Annotated in this window: 17 protein-coding genes; 10 read left to right on the top strand and 7 right to left on the bottom strand. The window is 67.3% G+C overall.

Annotated elements, in window-relative coordinates; genetic code table 11:
• Positions 1-127: 127 nt before the first annotated feature.
• Positions 128-916: an SDR family oxidoreductase gene (locus EBE87_RS18570; protein WP_120637302.1), complete on the top strand. Its 789-nt coding sequence runs from the start codon at positions 128-130 to the stop codon at positions 914-916.
• A gap of 169 nt (positions 917-1,085) precedes the next feature.
• On the opposite strand, the gene EBE87_RS18565 is transcribed toward EBE87_RS18570, so the two are convergent.
• The gene (locus EBE87_RS18565; RefSeq protein ID WP_120637303.1) at positions 1,086-1,775 is read right to left on the bottom strand and encodes a TetR/AcrR family transcriptional regulator; all 690 of its coding nucleotides are present in this window, start codon (positions 1,773-1,775) and stop codon (positions 1,086-1,088) included.
• A 115-nt stretch (positions 1,776-1,890) separates the two neighbouring features.
• On the opposite strand from EBE87_RS18565, the gene EBE87_RS18560 reads away from it, so the two are divergent.
• Together EBE87_RS18560 and EBE87_RS18555 are read left to right on the top strand one after the other, a co-directional pair.
• Complete coding sequence (locus EBE87_RS18560) at positions 1,891-3,108, top strand: efflux RND transporter periplasmic adaptor subunit (RefSeq protein ID WP_120637304.1); 1,218 nt, start codon at positions 1,891-1,893, stop codon at positions 3,106-3,108.
• Positions 3,109-3,114: 6 nt separating this feature from the next.
• On the top strand, positions 3,115-6,249 hold the full coding sequence (locus EBE87_RS18555) for an efflux RND transporter permease subunit (protein ID WP_120637305.1): 3,135 nt from the start codon (positions 3,115-3,117) through the stop codon (positions 6,247-6,249).
• Positions 6,250-6,417: 168 nt separating this feature from the next.
• On the opposite strand, the gene EBE87_RS18550 is transcribed toward EBE87_RS18555, so the two are convergent.
• Positions 6,418-7,593 carry a replication initiation protein gene (locus tag EBE87_RS18550; RefSeq protein WP_158611659.1) on the bottom strand — a complete coding sequence of 392 codons (1,176 nt, stop codon included), beginning with the start codon at positions 7,591-7,593 and terminating at the stop codon, positions 6,418-6,420.
• A gap of 1,098 nt (positions 7,594-8,691) precedes the next feature.
• Between EBE87_RS18550 and EBE87_RS18545 the strand changes: the two genes are divergently transcribed.
• Positions 8,692-9,564, top strand: coding sequence for a transglycosylase SLT domain-containing protein (locus tag EBE87_RS18545; protein WP_158600963.1), 873 nt, complete (start codon positions 8,692-8,694; stop codon positions 9,562-9,564).
• 91 nt (positions 9,565-9,655) lie between these two features.
• Here the strand turns inward: EBE87_RS18545 and EBE87_RS28680 are convergent, their stop codons facing one another.
• Positions 9,656-9,850, bottom strand: a complete 195-nt coding sequence (locus EBE87_RS28680) for a hypothetical protein (protein WP_147426137.1) — start codon at positions 9,848-9,850, stop codon at positions 9,656-9,658.
• A gap of 537 nt (positions 9,851-10,387) precedes the next feature.
• Between EBE87_RS28680 and EBE87_RS18540 the strand changes: the two genes are divergently transcribed.
• From EBE87_RS18540 to EBE87_RS18525, 4 genes are all read left to right on the top strand, one after another.
• Positions 10,388-10,852, top strand: a complete 465-nt coding sequence (locus EBE87_RS18540) for a cation diffusion facilitator family transporter (protein WP_233553334.1) — start codon at positions 10,388-10,390, stop codon at positions 10,850-10,852.
• An 86-nt stretch (positions 10,853-10,938) separates the two neighbouring features.
• Positions 10,939-11,481, top strand: a complete 543-nt coding sequence (locus EBE87_RS18535) for a Chromate resistance protein ChrB (RefSeq protein ID WP_120639660.1) — start codon at positions 10,939-10,941, stop codon at positions 11,479-11,481.
• A 130-nt stretch (positions 11,482-11,611) separates the two neighbouring features.
• A complete protein-coding gene (locus EBE87_RS18530; protein ID WP_120639659.1) occupies positions 11,612-12,007 on the top strand; it encodes a response regulator in 396 nt (131 codons plus the stop codon).
• A gap of 26 nt (positions 12,008-12,033) precedes the next feature.
• Positions 12,034-12,273, top strand: coding sequence for a hypothetical protein (locus EBE87_RS18525; RefSeq protein ID WP_120639658.1), 240 nt, complete (start codon positions 12,034-12,036; stop codon positions 12,271-12,273).
• A gap of 526 nt (positions 12,274-12,799) precedes the next feature.
• Here the strand turns inward: EBE87_RS18525 and EBE87_RS29415 are convergent.
• Together EBE87_RS29415 and EBE87_RS18515 are read right to left on the bottom strand one after the other, a co-directional pair.
• On the bottom strand, positions 12,800-13,033 hold the full coding sequence (locus EBE87_RS29415; RefSeq protein ID WP_199707644.1) for a hypothetical protein: 234 nt from the start codon (positions 13,031-13,033) through the stop codon (positions 12,800-12,802).
• A 369-nt stretch (positions 13,034-13,402) separates the two neighbouring features.
• On the bottom strand, positions 13,403-14,455 hold the full coding sequence (locus tag EBE87_RS18515) for an MBL fold metallo-hydrolase (protein ID WP_199707642.1): 1,053 nt from the start codon (positions 14,453-14,455) through the stop codon (positions 13,403-13,405).
• Between the two features lie 57 nt (positions 14,456-14,512).
• Here EBE87_RS18515 and EBE87_RS18510 point away from each other — a divergent pair, with 57 nt between their 5' ends.
• The gene (locus EBE87_RS18510; RefSeq protein ID WP_120639662.1) at positions 14,513-15,427 is read left to right on the top strand and encodes a LysR family transcriptional regulator; all 915 of its coding nucleotides are present in this window, start codon (positions 14,513-14,515) and stop codon (positions 15,425-15,427) included.
• A 73-nt stretch (positions 15,428-15,500) separates the two neighbouring features.
• Here EBE87_RS18510 and EBE87_RS18505 read toward each other — a convergent pair whose 3' ends face one another.
• Together EBE87_RS18505 and EBE87_RS18495 are read right to left on the bottom strand one after the other, a co-directional pair.
• Positions 15,501-16,409: an SMP-30/gluconolactonase/LRE family protein gene (locus EBE87_RS18505; RefSeq protein ID WP_120639656.1), complete on the bottom strand. Its 909-nt coding sequence runs from the start codon at positions 16,407-16,409 to the stop codon at positions 15,501-15,503.
• Positions 16,410-16,879: 470 nt separating this feature from the next.
• On the bottom strand, positions 16,880-17,575 hold the full coding sequence (locus EBE87_RS18495) for a GntR family transcriptional regulator (protein WP_120639654.1): 696 nt from the start codon (positions 17,573-17,575) through the stop codon (positions 16,880-16,882).
• Positions 17,576-17,664: 89 nt separating this feature from the next.
• Here EBE87_RS18495 and EBE87_RS18490 point away from each other — a divergent pair, with 89 nt between their 5' ends.
• Positions 17,665-19,392 (top strand): acetolactate synthase catalytic subunit, encoded by a 1,728-nt coding sequence (locus tag EBE87_RS18490; protein ID WP_120639653.1) that lies wholly within the window; start codon positions 17,665-17,667, stop codon positions 19,390-19,392.
• Positions 19,393-19,404: the final 12 nt, after the last annotated feature.

The raw sequence follows: 19,404 nt of genomic DNA, 5'->3' as shown, positions 1-19,404 counted from the left end.
ACGCTAGGAACCGCTCCGGGGGTGGTCAAGGGCGGGAGAGGTGGGCCCGGGCACCGGCGACTCTGCCCTTGCCACCACACCAGTTGCTGCCAAGAGTGCCAGCAGCCGGCTGAACAGGGGGAACGAGATGGACATCAGGTTGGACGGCCGCGTGGCCGTGGTCACGGGCGGCAGCAAGGGCCTTGGCCTGGCGATCGCGACCCGCATGGCGGCCAGCGGCGCCGATGTCGCGCTGCTGGCGCGCCGGGCGGATGTGCTCGAGGCGGCCCGCGAGGCGGTCGGCCGGACAGCGCGCGGCCGCGTCCTGACCGTGGCCTGCGATGTCTCCAAGGCCCAGGATACCGCGCGCGCCTACGAGGAGGTCATGGCCGGCCTGGGCCGGGTGGATATCCTGGTGAACAATGCCGGCACCTCGCAGACCGGCGCCTTCACGACCATCACGGATGAGGTGTGGCAGGCCGATCTCGACCTCAAGCTCTTCGCGGCCATCCGCCTGGCGCGGCTGGTCTGGCCGCAGATGGAGGAGCGGCGCTGGGGTCGCATCATCAATGTGCTGAACATCGGCGCGAAGGCGCCCAAGGCTGGCGGCGCGCCCACGGCGGTGTCGCGGGCCGCGGGCATGGCCCTCACCAAGGTGTTGGCCGGGGAAGGCGCCCCGCACAACATCCTGGTTAATTCGCTGCATGTCGGTCTGATCGAAAGCGACCAATGGGTGCGCCGCCATGCGCAGGCCCAGGGGCAGACGGGCCAGTCCTATGCCGGGTTCCTGGCCGATATGGGCAAGGGCGTCCCCATGGGGCGGGTCGGCACCGCCGAGGAATTCGCCAACGTGGCCTGCTTCCTGGCCTCGGACGCCGCCGGCTACGTGACCGGCACGGCGATCAACGTCGATGGCAATCTGTCGCCGGTGATGTAGCGGCCGGGGACGCTGGCCCTGCGGGTTCCCGGGCCGGATCGGCCGGTTGCCGGACTGCGGTGGGGCAGCATCGGCCTTGCCGCAACGCCCGGACGTTCGGGCCGATTACCGCGAGGCGGCCTGGGCTGTGGCTGGAGCCGCCGCGACATCCATCGGGTGCCGGTGGCCTTTATTCCGCGGGCTGGAAAGCCGGCACCGGCGCCGGGTGGCTCGCGGAATTTGCGTTCGGCCGTGCCGTCCCGCGCAGGTAGATCCGCACCGACTTGACGATGCGCTCGCGGATCACCTCCGGTGGGAAGGATGATGCGACGCCGAGCAGCAGCCGATGATGAAAGGCGCCCAGGGCCATGCCCATCAGCATATGGGCCGCTTCCCGTGGGTCGCCGATCTCGTGATGGCCGCTCTGCTCCAGCTCCGCCAGATACGACTCCAGGGCCATCCGGGCTGTACCCGCGCCCCGCCGCTCGGCAGCCGCCAGCAGCGCCGGGCTATGGGTATATTCAGCCATGATCATCCGGCGGCGGGACGCGGCGTCCTGGCTCAGTATGATGCGGCCGGCCTCTTCCAGGAATGCCACCAGGGCCGCCTCGGGCCCCTTGGACCGGTCGATCCGGACCTGGCTGACCACCTCCTTGGAATGGTCCATCAGGCCGAAGAAAAGGTCCTCCTTCGAGCTGAAGAACTTGTATATGGTCTTCTTGGAGCAACCGGCCCGGCGCGCGATATCATCCATGGTCGCCACATGAAAACCATTGGCGGTGAAGGCGGCCTCGGCCGCTGAGAAGATACGCGCACGCGCGGCGGCCTCGGCCGCCTCATGGGCGCAGGCCTGCCGCTCCAGCGTAACACCCGGTTGCATCTTGTCGTTTTGCTGCAATGCAATATCGCCTTGACGCTCACGAGGAAACTAGCGAGTTTCCGCAGTAACCGGAAACCACGAAGTTTCCAACTGAACTCCCTGCAGGACAGCCAAGATGCCCAAGCCGAAGCCCCCTTCTGCCCGCCCACGCTTATGGCAGGCCCTGCCGCTGCTCCTGCTGGCCCTGCCTTTCCTGGCCGCCTGCAAGGATGAGGTACAGGCCGCCAAGCCGGCCGCGCCGCCGCCGCCTGTCTCGGTGGTCCGGCTGCAGCCGGGAAGCGTGCCGATCCAGAGCGTGCTGCCGGGCCGCACCGCCCCCTATCAGGTGGCCGAGATCCGGCCCCAGGTCAGCGGCCTGCTGCAGGAGCGGCTCTTCCGCGAGGGCACCGAGGTGGAGGCCGGGCAGCCCCTCTACCAGATCGACCCCGCCCCCTACCGCGCGGCCCTGGCCAGCGCCGAGGCCAACCAGGCCCGCGCCGAGGCTTCCTTGCAGGATGCCCGGGCCACCACCAGCCGCTACCGCCCGCTGGTCGGGCAGAACGCGGTGAGCCGGATGGCCTATGACAAGGCCGTCGCGGTCGCGGCGCAGGCCGAGGCCGAGGTGGCCGCCGCCAAGGCATCGGTCCAGGCCGCGCGCATCGACCTGGAGCGCACACGCATCACCTCGCCCATCTCCGGCCGCACCAGCCGCTCCAACCTCACGGTCGGCGCGCTGGTCACGGCCAACCAGGCGGCGGAGCTGCTCACCGTGACGCAGCTCGACCCCATCCTGGTGGATGTCACCCAGCCCGCCGAGGCGCTGCTGCGGCTGCGGCGGGACATGCAGGCGGGGCGGCTGCTGCGCGGCGAGGGGGAGGCGGTGGATGTCCGCCTGACCCTGGGCGACGGCACCGAATACCCGCTGGTGGGCCGGCTGCAATTCGCCGAGGCGACGGTGGACCGCGACACCGGCTCGGTCACCCTGCGGGCCACCTTCCCGAATCCGGATGGCATGCTGATGCCCGGCCTGTTCGTGCGGGCGCGCCTGGAGGCCGGCGTGGCGCAGAACGCGCTGCTGGTGCCGCAGCAGGCGGTGACCCACAATGCGCGCGGCGAGGCCACGACGCTGGTGGTCGATGAGCAGGGCACCGTGCGCCAGCGGGTCATCGAGACCAAGCAGGCCATCGGCAACCAGTGGCTGGTCAGCACCGGCCTCTCGGCCGGGGACCGCGTGGTGGTCCAGGGCATGCAGCGCGTGCGCGACGGCGTGAAGCCCGAGGTGCGCGAGATCACGTTGCAGGAGCTGGAGCAGGGCAGCGGGCCCGCCGTCGCGGCCGCGCAGGCGCGGGGCTGACCCGGCATGGCGCGCTTCTTTATCGATCGACCCGTGTTTGCCTGGGTGATCGCCATCGGCATCATGCTGATGGGCCTGATCGCCCTCCGCAGCCTGCCCGTGGCGCAGTACCCGACCATCGCGCCGCCCACCATCTCGATCCGCGCCACCTATCCCGGCGCCTCGTCCCAGACGGTGCAGAACACCGTGGTGCAGATCATCGAGCAGCAGCTGAACGGGCTCGATGGGCTGCAATACTTCACCTCGCAGAGCAACCGCGACGGCTCGGCCCAGATCACCCTGACCTTCGCGCAGGGCGTGGACCCGGACATCGCGCAGGTGCAGGTGCAGAACAAGATCTCGCCCTCCCTGTCCCGCCTGCCGCAGGCGGTGCAGCAGCAGGGCGTGCGCGTGGTGAAGTCGGCCACTTCCTACCTGATGGCCGCAGCCTTCGTCTCCACCGACGGCAAGCTCACTAGCAACGACCTGGCGGACTATATCGGCTCCACCGTGCAGGACCCGCTTTCGCGCACCCCCGGCGTCGGCGACTTCAACCTCTTCGGCTCGCAATACGCGATGCGGATCTGGCTGGACCCGGACAAGCTGGTCGCCTTCGGCCTGATGCCCGCCGATATCTCGGCGGCGCTGTCCTCGCAGAACGTGCAGGTGGCCTCGGGTGAGCTGGGCGCGCGTCCCTCCGTGCCGGGGCAGCGGCTGAATGCCACGCTGATCGGACCCTCCTATCTCCGCACGCCCGAGGAATTCGGCGCGATCCTGCTGAAGGTGAAGGAGGACGGTTCCCAGGTACGCCTGCGCGACGTGGCGCGGGTGGAGCTGGGGGCGGAGAATTACGGCGTCAGCAGCGTGCTGAACGGGCAGCCCTCCGCCGGCATCGCGGTGCAGCTGGCACCGGGCGCCAATGCGGTGGACACGGCCGCGGCGGTGCGCGCCACCATCGATTCCCTGAAGGAGACCCTGCCGCCGAATGTCGAGGTGATCTATCCGCTGGATACCTCGCCCTTCGTGGAGATCTCGATCCACGAGGTGATCAAGGCGCTGGTCGAGGCCATGGTCCTCGTCTTCATCGTGATGTTCGTCTTCCTGCAGAACTTCCGGGCGACGCTGGTTCCGACGCTGGCGATCCCCGTGGTGCTGCTGGGCACCTTCGCCGTGCTCTCCATCGCCGGCTACTCGGTCAATACCCTCACCATGTTCGCCATGGTGCTGGCCATCGGCCTGCTGGTGGATGACGCCATCGTGGTGGTCGAGAATGTCGAGCGCGTCATGGAGCAGGAGGGGCTCTCGCCGCTCGAGGCCACGCGCGTCTCGATGGACCAGATCTCCGGCGCGCTGGTGGGCATCGGCCTGGTGCTCTCGGCCGTCTTCCTGCCGATGTTCTTCTTCGGCGGCTCAGCCGGCGTGATCTACCGGCAGTTCTCGCTGACCATCATCACGGCCATGACGCTCTCGGTGATCGTGGCGCTGGTCTTCACGCCCGCGCTCTGCGCCACCATCCTGCGCCGCCCGAAGCATGGGGAGAAGCGCGGTTTCTTCGGCTGGTTCAACCGCGGTTTCGACCGCACCAGCCGCGGCTACGTGAAGGGCGTGGGCGTGATCGCCCGCCGCCCGGCCCGCTTCCTGGTGATCTATGCGGCGCTGGCCGTCGCCATGGGCGTGCTCTATGCCCGCCTGCCCACCTCCTTCCTGCCGGACGAGGACCAGGGCGTGATGTATGCCCAGGTCGTCGCCCCTCCTGGCGCCACGGTGGAGCGGACGCAGCGCGCGCTGGACGAGCTGATCTCCTACCTCCTGACCGAGGAGAAGGACCGGGTGGAATCCGTCATGGGCATCACCGGCTTCAACTTCAGCGGCCGCGGCCAGAATGCCGCCATGGCCTTCATCCGCCTGAAGGACTGGTCGGTCCGCAAGGGGGAGGAGAATTCGGTCCAGGCGCTCTCCCGCCGCGTCATGGCGCGCTTCGCCCGTTACCCGGATGCGATGGTCTTCGCCTTCGCGCCGCCGGCGGTGTCGGAACTGGGCAATGCCAGCGGCTTCAACATGCAGCTGCTGGACAATGCGGGCACGGGGCGTGAGGCGCTGGTGACCGCCCGCGACCAGCTGCTGCAGGCGGCGTCACAAAGCTCGGTGGTCAGCAATGTCCGCCCCAACGAGCAGAACGCGGAGCCGCAATACCGGCTGGAGATCGACTGGGAGCGCGCCAGCACCCTCGGCCTGACCATCTCGCAGGTGAACAGCACGCTTTCGGCGGCCTTCGGCGCCTCCTATGCCGGCGACTTCGTGGACCGTGGGCGGGTGAAGCGCCTTTATATGCAGGGCGACGCGGCATCGCGCATGCAGCCGGACGACCTGGCGCGCTGGTATGTCCGCAACAGCCAGGGCGCGATGGTGCCGTTCTCGGCCTTTTCCTCGGCGCAGTGGGAGCTGGGCGCGCCGCGCCTGGCGCGGTTCAACGGCATCGGCTCCATCGAGATCCAGGGCAATGCCGCCCCGGGCCATACCACCGGCGACGCCATGGCGGAGATGGAGCGGATCGCGGCGGAACTGCCGCAGGGCATCGGCATCGCCTGGAGCGGCCTGTCCTTCGAGGAGCGGGCGGCGGGTTCCCAGGCCTTTGCCCTTTATGCCATCTCGATGATCGTGGTCTTCCTGTGCCTGGCCGCGCTCTATGAAAGCTGGGCCATCCCGGTCTCGGTGATGATGGTGGTGCCGCTGGGCGTGCTGGGCGCCGTGGCGGCGACGCTGCTGCGGGGCATGTCGAACGACGTGTATTTCCAGGTCGGGCTGCTGACCACCATCGGCCTTTCCGCCAAGAACGCGATCCTGATCGTGGAATTCGCCAAGGAGCACTTCGAGTCCGGGGAGAGCCTGCTCGACTCCGCGTTGCATGCGGCGAAGGAGCGCCTGCGGCCGATCCTGATGACCTCGCTGGCCTTCGTGCTGGGCGTGGTGCCGCTGGCCATCTCCACCGGCGCGGGCGCGGGTGGCCGCACGGCGATCGGCACGGGGGTGATCGGCGGCGTGATGACCGGCACGGTGCTGGCCGTGTTCTTCGTGCCGCTGTTCTTCGTGGTGGTGCTGCGCCTGTTCCGCACCAAGCGCGGCTCGGAGCGGGTGCAGCCTGCGCCGGCACCCGCGGAATAACCCGCTCTCCGGCAGCCCCTTCAGCGGGGCTGCCGGGCCATCATCGGATCCCCCTCGTGTTTGATGATGGCGGCTTCGAGCCATGACACGGCATGGCTTCGCGCCCCGCGCCGCAGGGTGGGGAAGGGGTGCAGTGAACGCGGCAGCCCGGTGAAACGGGCCCGCCGGTTACCGCCAGCCGGGCGCCGGGGCCTTCCGGACGCGGCTGGAAGCCTCCTCCAAGGTTTTGATCTCGCCTTCCCAGACGAGGTCGATCAGGTCGCGATTCGCCATGATCCAGGACGAGACCTTGGTGAACTCATCCTGATACAGTCCGCCGCTGATCTGCATGACCAGGGGCTCCAGCATGAGCGTGGTCATGCGGTTGGGCTCGGGCCGCATGCTCGGTGTCACGGCGATCACCACAGGCTCATCGCTGCCGCCGCGCCGAAGCCAGATCACGCCCGGCAGCCCGGTCAGATGCGGCCCGAGGCCGATGGGCTGGGGCGTGTTCCGCACCGCGGGCGCGGGAGCGGGAGCAGCATTGGCTTCCACCCGGCGCGGCGCGCGGGATGCCTCGTCACCAGCCGCGGGCGAGCGGCCCGGGGGCGGGGAGGCCGCGGGAGGAGCGGGGCGCGGCGCGGCAGCAGGCGGAGGAACCGGTGCCGGCGCAGCCGGCTCTTCCCGCGATGGCCGCGCTTCCGGCGCTGGCTCGGCTTCCGGCACAAAGGAGCCGACGGTGACGCCCTCGTCATCCGCCGCCAGGGAAATCGAGTAATCCGCCGCGAAGACCATCCGCAGGGCATCCTCGAAGGAAGCGCGGAAAGCCTGGGGCTCCTGGCCCGGGCCGCCGAACCGGCGAAGCAGGTCGGGCCAGGGAACTGTCGTCGTCTGCCCGGCCGGCTGATTGTGCAGCACGTAGCGGATCCAGCCATGCGCATCGAGCGCCAGGGATTCCGCCGCCAGGGTGCCCACGATCTCGCGGTCCAGGGGAATGGCGTGTTCCATCAGGCTGGCATGGAAGCGGCTGCTCAGCCGGATGCGGGAGCGCCATTCCGTGCCGGGCCGGCGCCGCTGCCCCCTCGCGTCGAATACCGCCAGGGCCTGGTCCTTGTCCCAGGAGAGGCTGAGCCTCGCCGCGGCCAGACGCTCAAGCTGCGTGGTCAGTTCCTGCAGCACGGGTTCGGTCGCGGGCAGGCCGGCCTCGGCGGCCAGGGCGGCGGCATCGGCGCCCATCTCCAGCACCGCGCTTTCCGTCCGCACGGCCTTGTCGCAGACATGCATCAGCAGGCGCCGCAGGGCCCATCCGGAGGGCACCAGCTGATCCGCCTCGGCCACCTCGATGGCCAGGCCCGCGCCATCCACCTCGCGACGCCAGGACCCGCTCGACGCGGAGAACGGAAGTGCCATCTGGGAGAAGGCGGCATGGTGCCAGATGAAGCGAGGATCGGAACGGGCCTCACCTCGGTTCAACGCTATGGCAGGCGGCACAAGAACAGACATGTTGGATTAATCCAGCTGGCGGCGAAGGGCCACGGCGTGTTCCTGCGGCGCGTCGCAGCGGAGCCGGGCGCAAGAAGCAGAGAAGGCCCTTGAAGAGAGAATTATGGCTTCAGGAGAATAATCACAGGAGATCATCCTGAGAAGAGACCGCCGGCATTTTTCTTGCGAATACACCCGTGGACACCTTCGGCAGCTTTTTTGAGGCGCTTCCGGCCATAGTGACGGAAACGTGCGGGAACGCCGGCGGCGCCTCATCCTTGCGCTGACAACTTCGGAGAAGCCGCCACGACTGGGTAGCCGTGGCCAATGGCGGGATGATGGGCACTGGGCCTTGTTCAGCCGATGCATGCGGCGGTTGTTCAAGAGCAGCCCGCCCCTGCATGCGGCCTTGACCATGAACTGGGCGCGGGCGCCACCGGTGGGAACAGGCCTCACAGAACCGCCACTGGCTGCGCTAGCGCGTTCCAGTCGCCTGGGACGTGCTGACCATGGTCGAAGTATGTCTGGTGATCGCGCTGCCACAGGCCCCGCAACCGGTGCTGCATTGCTCGGAATTCCGGCGGCTGAGGGAAGGCCATCCCGCTGATGTGCGAGCACTGGCATGCGGAACAGGGCCTGGACTGCATCTCCCTGACCTTCCGTGCCGCTCAACACGCGCGGGGATCGTCCTGGCTGGCACAGTAGTGATCGCTTCTCCACCACCTCAAACAGCAAGTCACTGCCGCAGGTAGAATATCGCGGGGTGGCCCTGCCGCAATCATATGCAAAACGTAATATTTCGACCCCAGGTCGAACCGAACTCCAGCCTGTTGAGTTAACTGCTGGTCTTCATGACCCCGTGCTGTCCCCCTCCCCCAGGAGACCGCCGTGCCCCCCCATACATCCGATCTTTGCCCCCTCCACGTACCAGGGGGCACATCGCGCTCTTCTGGCCATCGCTGGAAAAGGTACTTCCTTCCTGTGGCCCTGGCCGCGTCGATACTGCTTCTGCCCGGCGGCGCCGTCGAGGCCGAGGCCGCGCAGACAAGGCAGGCGCGCCCGGCACCAGCCGCGCAAAAGCAGCAAGCCTCGAGAGCAAGCAGCCCGACGGTCAGGAAGGGCCTTGCCCAGCGCCGAGGTTCCCGTGACCGTGAGAGGCAGGCCCGGCCTACGCCCCAGCCCAGTGCGGCGGCCAAGCCGGATCCTGAAGTTATCAACGGCGCTCTGCAACGCGCGGCTCTGGCAACCGGGCTTAATGCCGGTGTCCTGCGCCGCATCGCTGAGCGGGAAAGCCGCCTCAACCCCGCAGCAGCCAATCCTTTCTCATCGGCGAGAGGACTGATGCAGTTCACCCGCGACACCTGGCTGGAAGTGGTTCGTGATTTCGGTCCGCGCCACGGGCTCAGCCAGCAGGCCCAGGCATTGACCACTGACCGCGACGGCAAGATCGGCGCGCGGAACTGGCAGGAGCTCCAGGGCATTCTCCGCCTCAGGGACGACCCGCATCTTTCGGCGGTCCTCGCCGCGGAAAGGCTCAAGAAGGCCCGCCCGGCTCTTGAGCAGGCTCAAGGCCGCACGGCCAGCCCCGCCGACCTTTACCTGGTGCATCTGCTGGGACCAACCGGAGCCAGGCAGTTCCTGGCGGCGGTCCGAGAAACCCCCAGCCGTTCGAGCCTTGCCATCGTCGGCAATGCGGCGAAGCCGAACCCGGGGGTCTTCGAGCGGAGCGGCCGGCCGCTCCCCGTCAGCAAGGTCTATGAGGAAGTGGCCGAGATGTTTGAACCCCATGCAACGGCGACCGCTGAAGTGGCACAGGATGCTGCGCATATCGCAGTGGCTGAAGCCGACCGGTAGGACCGCCCCATCCTATCCGGCCTCAGATGGTATCAGAACGATGATCCCATATCGACGGGCGCCTCAGGCAGACAGCCGGACCTTGCCGCAGTCAGCGTCGATGTTCGTTCTCCTGAAACTGAATCAACGGCTCGGGGCCGGACAAATTGTAAATTGCGCCACCAGTTACCGCAGCCAGCACCACGCCGGTGCCGATCAGGAGAGTCTGTCCAATCTGTTGCCGACTTGGCCCCTCGGCGCATCCCGCCGCTGCCAGAAGGAGTACGAGCATGGAAAGCCGACGCATGGATTCGCTTCATGTCGATTGGAATGCCAAAATTACATCATCCGCAGGCACATAGCTGGATCGCAACAAATTCTGCCGGCGCTGGATGATGGCCACCGGAGGCCCCCACGCCAGACCTGAGGGAACTGCATATCCTGGGCGACTGAATCGAAGGCAGTTATGCGAGTCTTGCCGGGGTGGAAGCGGGCTGTCAGCCGCTTCACTCACGACATTGGGCAGGATGATCAGGGCTCATCCAGCGACACGCCACCAGCGGCCTCGTTGATGGCGTTTTTCGCGGGGTCCAGCTCCGTAACCAGAACAGACGGCTAAGGCGCACGACTCACGCCAGGAGGCTACGACGAAGCCTTATCCTTTCCTGGTAGTGCCGCACACTCAGCGCAAACCATACTTCGACGGACAGAACGAGGGCCATCAAAGCTACCGTATGGATGACGTGGCGACTTACCCCGATCTCAGGCGAGTGCTTCGTCAGGTCGCAGCGCTCAAGCTCGAATACTTCGGGATCGAGTTTGTCGTGGCGGTGCCGTCGGCTCCATGGCGCCCCTGCGCCGACAGCATCGACTTCCTGGGCATGCCGCAGTCAGCCTTCTCGTCCTGTTCGGCCTGGGTTGGGGCCTGCGCAGCGGGCCAAGCTGGGCATGCTGCTGGCGGGAGTCCTGCTCATACGGCTTTTGCCACACCCTCCACGGCCCCGGCGGCGCCCGCCCGGTCGTCCTGACGCTGGTTGGCGCCGGTGCCCTGGCGATCAACCTTGCCTGCACGCTCATCCTGGTGCGCTACCGGTCCCACGGCGGCAGCCTGACCCGGGCGGCCTTTCTGTCGACCCGCAACGACGTGCTGGCCAATGCCGCTGTCACAACCGCCGGAATGGTGGCGGCCCGCCTCTGGCCCTTTGCCTGGCCGGACCTGATCGTGGGCCTTGGCGTTGTGGCCATGAATGCAGGCGCGGCTCGCAAGGTCTGGGTGGCTGCCCGCGAGCAGCACGGAACAACTGCCTGAAGGCGGCTCAGGAGCGGTCATGCCATCTTGTTTTGCACGGCACACGCCAGCGTGATACGATACGACCGTATCATTTGAAACGTGCGATGGTTCCTCCAAGCTGGCTGCTCTTCACCTATAAGGTACCCTCTGAACCGGCCCCACCCCGCATCGCCGTATGGCGGAAGCTCAAGGGCATGGGCGCCGTCTACCTGCAAAGCGGCCTGTGCCTGTTGCCCAGGACCGAGGAGCACACGCGGCGCCTGAAGATGCTGGAGAATGACGTCGCCCAGGCGGGCGGCGAGGCGGTGATCCTGGAGACAGCCGCGCTGGACCGGTCGCAGGAGGAGAAGGTGCTCGCCCGCTTCCGGTCCGACCGGAACGAGGCCTATCGCGAGTTCCTCGAAAAATGCGCCGACATGGAGGCCGAGATCGCCAAGGAGCGGGCGGCCAACAAGTTCAGCTATGCGGAGCTGGAGGAGAACGAGGTCGATCTCAAGAAGCTCCGCGGCTGGCTCGCCAAGATCACCCGGCTTGACTTCTACGGCGCCCCCCTCGCGGCCGAGGCGGCGGAGCGACTGCGCGCCTGCGAGGCGTTGCTCGACGCCTATGCTCGCCAGGTCTTCGATGCACATGACGAGAACCGATAAGCGAGCGTGAGATCACGAGGCGGCCGCGTGACCGCCGGACCTGAGACAGCCGCCCAACGCCATACGTGCCTGCCTTCCGCCACGTCCTGCCGCGACCGTCGCGCGGTGTTTCCGAGAGTTTACGGCATCCATGTTTGCGTCATTCTCCAAGCCACCGGCCGCAACCGTCCTGGTCGTCGATGACGAGCCGTTCATCCGCACGGTGGTCGCGAGGGCTTTGGACGAGATAAACTACTTCACCATTGAGGCCGAAAACGCCGAGGTGGCCCTGGATCTGTTGCATGCGGACCCAGGCATCGGCCTTCTCATCACTGACATCCACCTTCACGGCGCCCTCGATGGGCATCAGCTGGTATTGAAGGCCTACAGCATCATCCCTGCGCTGAAGGTCATCTACATGACAGGGGACTTTGTTGCCGCAGCACGGCTCGGCAAGCAGCCAGGCCCTGCTGACGGGGTCTTGGTCAAGCCCTTCCGCCTGGAAGATCTCTGGCAGATGGTTGAAGGCTGCTTGAAGACAGCCTAGCAGCCACCGCGTCGTGGAGCGTGAGGATGGAGCAGATCAACACCTTCGATCTCCTGGTAGCACGTGAGAAACTTGAAGGCCTCAAGGCGGCAGTGGCAGCCTTGGTCGATCGTCCTGAAGCTGGCTCCATCATCCAGCTCCTGAACGCTCTTGAGACTGCGCTCGATCAGGCCGACCAGCTCGCCGACATCCTTGGCGCCAAGATTGCGCCCATGCCATGGTGGCATGACTTCGCATGGAAGCCGGGAACAGGAAGCCCAGAATGAGCGGCGCCTTCTAGCAAGCATGCGCGTGAAGCTGTTCAAACGATAGCCTGGGCGTAGTCCACTATGGATGCTGCGGCGCGCGAGGCCTTTCATCCAGGGCCGGAAGATCGTGGCCGGGCATGTGGCGGCGATCCCGTTGTACCAGTTCGTCATTCTTCGGCGGCGCGGCGTGACCTACGAGGCGCAGCAGGACCAGCGGATGGTCGCCATCAGCGCACCTGGGGTGCGCCGACGTCTACCTGATCCTCATCAAAAAGCCCTGCTCAATGACTGCGACGGGCGAGATGGCGCAGCTTCATGCCCAGCCAGGGTTCTCGCCGGCTGAGGAGCCTTCCGGAAAGCAGAGATTGGAGCAGATGCTCAGGACGGCGGATGATGAGCCTGAGGCGTCAACTCACGATCATTGGCGCCGAACCCTGTGCCGCGCCAGATCAATCGGAGCCGTTCGCCTGCAGTTGACGCCGCAGTTGCTCGTTCTCCGCCTTCAAGGCAGCTATCGCGTCGCGCACAGGCCGGAGCGCCTCCTTCAACTCGGCTTGCGTGAAGCGGGGGGTGATGTGCTGCGGGCAATTCCAGTCGCCGCCTCGACCGTGATCAGTACCGCGCGCTCGATGCGCCCGGCATAGCCGCGCACGGCCGGCCGTTCTGCCAGGAGCGGCTCCTCCCATGCATCTGCGACGTGCATGCGCCCGAAGATCTTGAGGCGGCGCTGCCGCGCGTAATCCATGAGGAACAGGGCGGCCCGGTTGTTCGCCCGCACGTTGCCGATTATGAGGTACTGCCGGTTGCCGCGGCAATCAGCATAGCCGGCGTTATGCCGTCCAGGAAGCGCGGGAAGCCCGCCGGTCCGCCGCGGAACTGGACATAGGGCCAGCCGGTCTCGGACAGGCTCGCCAGATAGAAGCCGTCGCGCTCTTCGATGAACTGCTTCTCGGCTGGCCAAGTCGATCATGATGGACAGCCTCACCGGGCGCGGAGCCCTCGGCGCGGGCCCATTGGCCCGCACCGCCGTAGCGCTCACGCACCGCACGCACAGATGGCGTTGTCGCGACCTCGAGATACCTGTGACGCATGGGCTGCTCCTGTGCCTCGGCCGGGACGGCGGCGCGGCAGACGCCCCGGCGGTCCCTTAGGCCTGGAACGCCCAGTCGGCCGGCTGCCAGCGGAGGCTGCCCCGGTCGGAAACGATACGCCCGAGCCCTGGAAAGGCCATGTGCGTGGCGGCAATCAATGCACCTTGCTCCGCGGCGCGCGGGAAGAACCGCGCCCGCATGGCCTGCGCCGCTGCGTGGTCCTGTTCCATGAGAAAGTTCACATCGGTCGCGGAGGGATGCACCACTGGAAAGACCATGTCGGACACCATGATCAGGCTCTGCCCGGCATCCTCGATCCGCACGCCGATGTGGCCGGGCGTATGGCCGGCCAGATCGATGATGGAGATGCCACGTGTGATCTGGCGCTCGCCGTCAATGGCCTGCAGCCGCGGATACAGCCGCATCACCTCGGCCGATAGCCGGAAGCTGGGCTGCAGATACTCCGGGGCAGCGTTCTGCTTGGCAGGGTTTGTCCAATGCACCACGTCACGCCGGTCAATGTAGATCTCGGCACTGGGGAAGTTGTTCCGCCCGCCGGCCACCAAGCCACCGATGTGGTCCTGGTGCATGTGGGTCACGATCACCGCGTCGATCTGGTCGGGGCGCAGGCCGAGGGCGGCGAGCGCCTGAGGCAGCAGGCCCGTCTGGCCGAGCGAACCGGCGGGGCCGGTATCGATCAGGACCCGGCGCTCGCCATCCTCGATCAGGTACTGGTTGAACAGAAAGCGGACGCCACCGGGCCGGGCCACGAACTGTGCCCGCGCGGCCTGCTCGACCTGCTCAGGCGTGCGGCCCGGGAAGTAGCTGTAGGGCATGTCCGCGTAGCCGTCCGCCAGCGCGGTCACAGTGAATCGGCCGATCCGGATCTGCGCCTGGGGCAGGTTAACGGCCGGGCTGGCGGCGGCGGCATGGCTGACCAAACCGACGAGGGGCAGGGTTCTGGCGGCCAGGGCACCGAAAGAAAGGCCGAGCGTAAAGGCACGGCGGGACGTACCGGTCATGACTTGCTCCTTCTGATCAGGTCCGCGGCCTCGGCGGGTCTGCCTGACGGGTGGCGGTTGCCTGAACGGAAAGCTATGGCCTCTCACCAAGCCCGCGATATCCTGCTTCTGCGGGAGCCTGCCTTCCGTATTGCGGGAGGCAGCATGGACCGGTTCGAGGCAATGTCAGTGCTGCTGGCGGTGGTCGAGGAGGGGAGTCTCTCGGCCGCATCGCGCCGCCTCCGTGCGCCGCTCGCCACGGTCAGCCGCAAGGTCGCTGACCTCGAACGGCATCTTGGGATCCGGCTCCTGGTGCGAAGCAGTCGCCGTGTCGAGCTCACCGATGCGGGGCGTGACTATGTCGCCGCTTCGAGGCGGATCATCGAGCAGGTGGAGGAGGCCGAGCGGCAGGCCGCGGGCGAATACCGCGTGGCGCGTGGCGAATTGCATGTCACTGCTCCGATCATGTTCGGCCAACGGCACCTGCTGCCGGTCGCGCTCGCGTTCCTGGCCGAGCAGCCCGAGATCAGCCTGAGGCTGATGCTGGTTGATCGTCAGATCAGCCTGGCTGACGAGCATGCCGATATTGCCCTGCGCATCGGGCACCTTGAGGACAGCGCGCTGGTTGCCACGCGCGTCGGGACGGTGCGCCGCGTCATCTGCGCCTCGCCAAGCTATCTTGCCCGCCGAGGCGTGCCGCGCCGGCCCGAGGATCTGGCGCAGCATGATGGCATCAGCTTTCGCGGCTTCGCCCATTCCCCCGAGTGGCGCTACCGGCGGGACAGCACCGCCTTCACGGTCGAACCGCGCCAAAGGCTTGCCGTCAATACGACAGAGGCCGCCATACAGTCCGCACTGGCCGGTTTCGGCGTCATCCGCGTACTGTCCTATCAGGTCGCGGACGAGTTGCGGTCCGGCCGGCTCCAGTCGCTGCTGGCGGATTTCGCGCCAGAGCCGATGCCGGTGAGCCTGGTCTACGCGATGGCCGAGCCCTTGCCGTTGAAAGTCCGAAGCTTCCTGAACTGGGCTGTGCCGCGACTGCGGGCTGACATGGCCGATCTGGACACCAAAACTACCTGACCGCCATGACAACAATCTCTCATCAAACAACTTTCCGCAGCCCGGCCGGTTCCCTTGCAGGAATGCGGCGATGTCAGCCGTAGGCCAGGGCAAGCCCAGGCTCATGCCATGCCATCTCGCAGAGCCGGCCTTCGTGGGACATGGTGACGTAGGCGGTGCGCAGGTCCTGGCCACCGAAGCAGATGTTGGTCACCAGCATGTCCGGCACGGTGTGCGGCACGACGCGCGACCCATCCGGCGAGATCTCCATCACACTGCAAGTGTCCAGCGCAGCGATGCAGATCTGGCCGGAGGCGGATATGGCCAGGCTGTCGAAGCGGCGGTATCCACCCACCCCTACCACCAGGCGTCCGCCATTTGGCGAGGGCCAGGGTGCCTTCGCCACCGTTCCAGGCCCCGTGACGTCCCAGCACCAGAGCCGGCCGGAATCGGTCTCCGCCACGTACAGCGTCCGTCCATCTGGCGAAAGGCCAATGCCATTCGGCGCGAAAAGCCCCCCGATGACCTCGCGAATTTCCGATCCGTCCTCCCGCGCCCAAAAGACGTAGCCGCGATCCATGTCGCGGTCCCGTCGCTTGCCGTGGTCGGTGAACCAGAACCCGCCCTGCCCATCGAAGACCAGGTCATTGGGCCCCTTCAGCGCATGCTCCCCGCAACGATCGTAGAGCCGCTCCACCCGGCCGTTGGCGGTATCTACCACCTCGATCCGGCCGCCGTCATAGCTGTCGGCCTGCCCATGCGGGCGGAAGGTCTGCCCCTCCCGCACCCAGTTGAAGCCGCCATTGTTGCAGATGAAAACCTTGCCGCCAGGGCCCATGGCCGCGCCGTTGGGGCCGCCTGGCACCTGCGCCACGATCTCGGTACGGCCATCCGGCCGCACGCGGGTCAGCGTCTGGCGCGCAATCTCGACCAGCAGCACCGAGCCGTCGGGCATGCTGATCGGGCCTTCGGGAAATTGCAGCCCGCTGGCGATGACTTTCATGTTCGTTTCCTCTCCCCATGACGCATCTGCGCTTCATTCTGTGCGACGCGCAGTACGATCTTGCCGGTATGGCGACTGTTTTCCATCATACGGTGCGCGGCCTGGGCCTCCCCCAACAGCGGCACGTCGTGGATTGCGGTCCGCATTCGCCATGGTCCAACAGCGACCAGACCTTGTGCGCGGCTCTGCCAGAATAGCGCCCTTCGGCGGCGCTGCGTGGGCGCGCGGTGGAGCCGGTGACCTTCAGCCGCCGCCTCACGATGCGGGCCAAGTCGACCTCGTCCACAACCGCCCCCGTGACATCGATGGTCACCAGCCGCCCGTCTGGAGCCGGGCAGCGCAGGTTGGCGGCGGCATAGCCGGCGTCAACCATGTCTGGCACCACGCTACTTCGGTAACCGCGCGACCTCCTCTCGAAGCTGGCGCCGTGGTGGTTCCATCGGCGATGGTCACCACATTGCCCTCATGCGTCAGTCAGGCAGCCGCTGCATCATGCCGGCGCCGCCGCGCAGGATGTCCTTGACGATGGCGGCCCGCGCGCCTGCGCCGTCACGGCGCCGCAGCGCTTCCATGACCTCGACATGGGCATGCGGGTCGTCGCCAACGGGCCAGCCTTCCGGACCGTTGTAGAGGTAGTTCAGGAAGGGGCCGCTCTGCGCCCAAAGCCCTTCCACCACCCGGTAAAGCCGTGGCATGCCGGACTGGCGGGCAAGACCGAGGTGGAAGGCCTCGTTGAAGCGCAGGGCGGTACCGTAGTCCCGCTCCGCCTTGCCGCGCACCAGCCCGTCATGCAGCGCGGCAAGCTCGGCGATGCCAGCGTCGTCGATGCGCTGGGCCGCACGTTCGGCGCCAAGGCCTTCCACCTCCGCCCGGATGTCACGCAGTTCCCCGTAAACAGACCGGGTGGGCTTCGGCACGGTGATGGACTGGCCCGTGCGCGATTCGAGGATGCCCTCGGCCACCATCTGCAACAGCGCTTCCCGCACCGGGGTCAGGCTGGTGCCGAGCCGCAAGGCCAGCTCGCGCCCGTTAAGCTTCTGGCCCGGCTTCAGTTCCCCCACCATCAGCGCCTTGCGGATCTGCTGGTAGGCCTGCGTGCTGAGCGAGCTGCGTTCCACGGTACCGAACACCTCGGGCGCAGGGTCCGCCTCCTGCTTGTGCCTCATGCTGCTTTGTTCCGCCGCCACATCAGTGTTGACAAGCCTCTTAAGGTCGTCATGAAATATATCAAATAAATTAAACCAGGGAGGGGACGATGAGCAAGCCGTCGTCGTTTAAGGCCGCAGAGCCAGTTTCCAACGCATCCGCGGCCGTGGCGATCGCCGCCAGCCTGCAGCGCCATGGCGTCACCGCCACCTTCGGGCAGAGCCTTCCCTCGGCGCTGCAACTGGCCAACCCGCTCTTCGGCATCCGCCAAGTGGCCTATCGCACCGAGAATGCCGGCGGCGTCATGGCCGACGGCTATGCGCGCATCTCCCACAAGGTCGGCGTGGTGACGGCGCAGAACGGCCCAGCGGCCGCGCTGCTGGTCGCGCCGCTGGCGGAGGCGCTGAAGGTGTCGGTGCCGGTCGTCGCCATCGTGCAGGAGGTCGCGCGCGACACCTACGACAAGAACGCCTTCCAGGAACTGGATCATTTCGCGCTCTTCTCCGGCTGCGCGAAATGGGTGCGCCGCGTGGACCGCGCCTCCCGTGCCGAAGACTATGTGGACATGGCATTCACCGCCGCCACGTCGGGGCGGCCAGGGCCGGCGGTGCTGCTCTGCCCCGCGGACTTCCTGAACGAGGCCGCCACCATCGCCAACAAGCGGTCCGCCAACCTGGGCCATTACCCGCTGGACCGGGTGGCGCCCGATCCGGCGCAGGTGGAACGCGCGGCGGAACTGCTGGCCGGCGCGCGCGCGCCGCTGGTTTTCGCCGGCGGCGGCGTGCATCTTTCCGACGCGGCCGGGGCGCTGGCGGCGCTGCAGGAGGAAGCTGCGCTTCCTGTGGCCACCACCAACATGGGCAAGGGCGCGGTGGATGAGACGCATCCGCTTTCCCTCGGCGTCGCGGCCAATGCCATGGGGCGTAACGGCAGCACGCGGCACCTGCGCCCGATGATCGAGCGTGCCGACGTGGTGCTGCTGATCGGCACCCGCACCAACCAGAACGGCACGGATTCCTGGCAGCTCTACCCACGCGATGCGACCTTCATCCATATCGACCTGGATGGGCAGGAAGTCGGCCGCAACTACGAGGCCCTGCGCGTGGTGGGCGACGCCAGGCTGGCGCTTGAAGCGTTGCTGGAGGCGCTGCGCCGGCGGGGCCTTTCCGCCCGCCACGCCGCCCGCGCAGCGGTGGAGGTCGAGATCGCCGAGGGCAAGCGCCGCTTCCGCGACGAAGCGGCCGCCGTGGTGACCTCCGCCGCCAGCCCGCTGCGGCCGGAACGCGTGATGGCGGCGGTGGACGAGGTGCTGACGCCCGAGACCATCGTGGTCGGCGATGCCAGCTATTCCTCCCTCTGGATCACCAATTATCTGGTGTCCCGCAAGGCGGGGCAGCGCTTCCTGACGCCGCGCGGCCTGGCCGGGCTGGGCTGGGGCCTGCCGATGGCGCTGGGTGCCAAGGTGGCCGCGCCGGAAGCGCCGGTGATCTGCATCAGCGGCGACGGCGGCTTCGGCCATTGCTGGGCGGAGCTGGAAACGGCGCGGCGCATGAAGCTGCCGGTCGTGCTGATCCTGCTGAACAACGGTGTCCTGGGGTACCAGAAGGACGCGGAGATGGTGAAGTTCGGCGCCCATACCGACGCCGTCTTCTTCGAATCCGTGGACCATGCCGGCATCGCCCGGTCCTGCGGCTGCCATGGCCGGCGCGTGGACCGGGCGGAGGATCTGGTGCCCGCGCTGCGGGAGGCGCTCTCCGCCGACCGCCTGACGCTGATCGAGGTGATCACCGATCCCGCCGGCCGGCCGCCCGTCACCTATTACGACGGCCATTTCTGAGCCGGCGGGACG

It is taken from the genome of Teichococcus wenyumeiae (assembly GCF_003696345.1).
GTDB classification, from domain to species: Bacteria; Pseudomonadota; Alphaproteobacteria; order Acetobacterales; family Acetobacteraceae; genus Pseudoroseomonas; species Pseudoroseomonas wenyumeiae.
Note: the sequence above shows the minus strand (reverse complement) of the source record. Positions and strands in the feature narration are given on the sequence as shown.

Coding starts and splice junctions, on each gene's coding strand:
- EBE87_RS18570 (WP_120637302.1), top strand. CDS start 128: ATGGACATCAGGTTGGACGGCCGCGTGGCCGTGGTCACGGGCGGCAGC.
- EBE87_RS18565 (WP_120637303.1), bottom strand. CDS start 1,775: ATGCAACCGGGTGTTACGCTGGAGCGGCAGGCCTGCGCCCATGAGGCG.
- EBE87_RS18560 (WP_120637304.1), top strand. CDS start 1,891: ATGCCCAAGCCGAAGCCCCCTTCTGCCCGCCCACGCTTATGGCAGGCC.
- EBE87_RS18555 (WP_120637305.1), top strand. CDS start 3,115: ATGGCGCGCTTCTTTATCGATCGACCCGTGTTTGCCTGGGTGATCGCC.
- EBE87_RS28680 (WP_147426137.1), bottom strand. CDS start 9,850: ATGCGTCGGCTTTCCATGCTCGTACTCCTTCTGGCAGCGGCGGGATGC.
- EBE87_RS18540 (WP_233553334.1), top strand. CDS start 10,388: ATGGCGCCCCTGCGCCGACAGCATCGACTTCCTGGGCATGCCGCAGTC.
- EBE87_RS18535 (WP_120639660.1), top strand. CDS start 10,939: ATGGTTCCTCCAAGCTGGCTGCTCTTCACCTATAAGGTACCCTCTGAA.
- EBE87_RS18530 (WP_120639659.1), top strand. CDS start 11,612: ATGTTTGCGTCATTCTCCAAGCCACCGGCCGCAACCGTCCTGGTCGTC.
- EBE87_RS18525 (WP_120639658.1), top strand. CDS start 12,034: ATGGAGCAGATCAACACCTTCGATCTCCTGGTAGCACGTGAGAAACTT.
- EBE87_RS18510 (WP_120639662.1), top strand. CDS start 14,513: ATGGACCGGTTCGAGGCAATGTCAGTGCTGCTGGCGGTGGTCGAGGAG.
- EBE87_RS18505 (WP_120639656.1), bottom strand. CDS start 16,409: ATGAAAGTCATCGCCAGCGGGCTGCAATTTCCCGAAGGCCCGATCAGC.
- EBE87_RS18495 (WP_120639654.1), bottom strand. CDS start 17,575: ATGAGGCACAAGCAGGAGGCGGACCCTGCGCCCGAGGTGTTCGGTACC.
- EBE87_RS18490 (WP_120639653.1), top strand. CDS start 17,665: ATGAGCAAGCCGTCGTCGTTTAAGGCCGCAGAGCCAGTTTCCAACGCA.